This is a genomic window from Mesorhizobium sp. IMUNJ 23033 (genome assembly GCF_044778005.1).
Classification (GTDB): domain Bacteria; phylum Pseudomonadota; class Alphaproteobacteria; order Rhizobiales; family Rhizobiaceae; genus Mesorhizobium; species Mesorhizobium amorphae_A.
The window spans coordinates 1-1110 of sequence record NZ_JBJACT010000087.1; the positions used below are offsets into that span (position 1 = coordinate 1).

The window sequence follows — 1110 nt, forward strand, 5'->3', positions numbered from 1 at the left end:
GGCGTTGGTGCGCGGATATGAAATCGAACGCATTTCGATCTTTAATGTAGTTGGTTATGCCTGCGTGACTTGACGCCGGATAGACTCCGGGCGTGCCCATGCCAGCATGCGGTTGAGAACGATGCAACCGATGGCAACCTCGGTCTGTTGAGCCGGAAGAGAGCGTGCTCGCAGGCGCCGTCCGATCAGCCCCTTGTATCGTCCGATGGCTGTTTCGCTCAGCGCCCGCTTGCCGTAGCCGGTGGCTGCCTGCCATTTCAGCCGACCGTCGCTTGCGATTGCGGCAATGTGCTTGTCCCTTTGACCATGCGGTCCGGTATCACCGCTTTCCACCGCCGTAGAACGCGGTGGAATGACGATGTTCGCGGTTGCGCTGTGCTGCAGGATAGACCGATAGGTTGGCTTGCCGTCATAGGCTCCGTCGGCTGTGAACTGGTCGATCTCGCCGTCGATCTGATCGAGCAGCGGTGCCACGAAGGATCATCCGTGTCCTGATCTGTCAGCCTTTGGGCAATGATCGCGCCACTTTTGGCATCCACTGCCAGATGCAGCTTGCGCCAGTTGCGACGTGATCTGGCGCCATGTTTCTGCTCCAGCCATTGCCCGGCGCCGTAGACTTTCAATCCCGTGCTATCGACAAGCACATGCAGCGGGCCGTCCGGCAGCGGCGGGTTTCGTCGGGCTGATGGCTCCCACTTCTGTGCCCGACGGCTCAGCGTCGTATGATCTGGAACTGGGACTTTCAGCCCCATGAGATCCAGCAGCGAGTGGAGCAATCCCTCGGTCTGGCGCAGCCGCATTGCGAAGACGCAACCCAACGTCAGCGCTGTCTCAATGGCGAGATCGGAATACCGGGCTTGGCCGCCGCGGGTCTTGCGTCGCGGAGCGCGCCATCCCGCCAGTGCCTCCGGCGTTACCCATAAGGTCAGGCTACCACGCCGGCGCAGACCTGCTTCGTAGTCACGCCAATTCGTCACCCTGAATTTCATCTTTCCCACGTGATGACGACGATCTGCGTTGTGTTTGTACGGCATGGCAACTCGTATCAAGCTGATTTCGATCCTGCCTGCTATCGCCAAACCGTTGACAAAGGATCCATGCACCAACGCT

General features: G+C 59.7%; 1 pseudogene. It reads right to left on the reverse strand.

The features are described 5' to 3' along the window. Window positions 1–54 precede the first annotated feature (54 nt). Window positions 55–1034 (reverse strand): annotated as a pseudogene (locus ACFX5Q_RS34780) (IS5 family transposase). Window positions 1035–1110 lie beyond the last annotated feature (76 nt).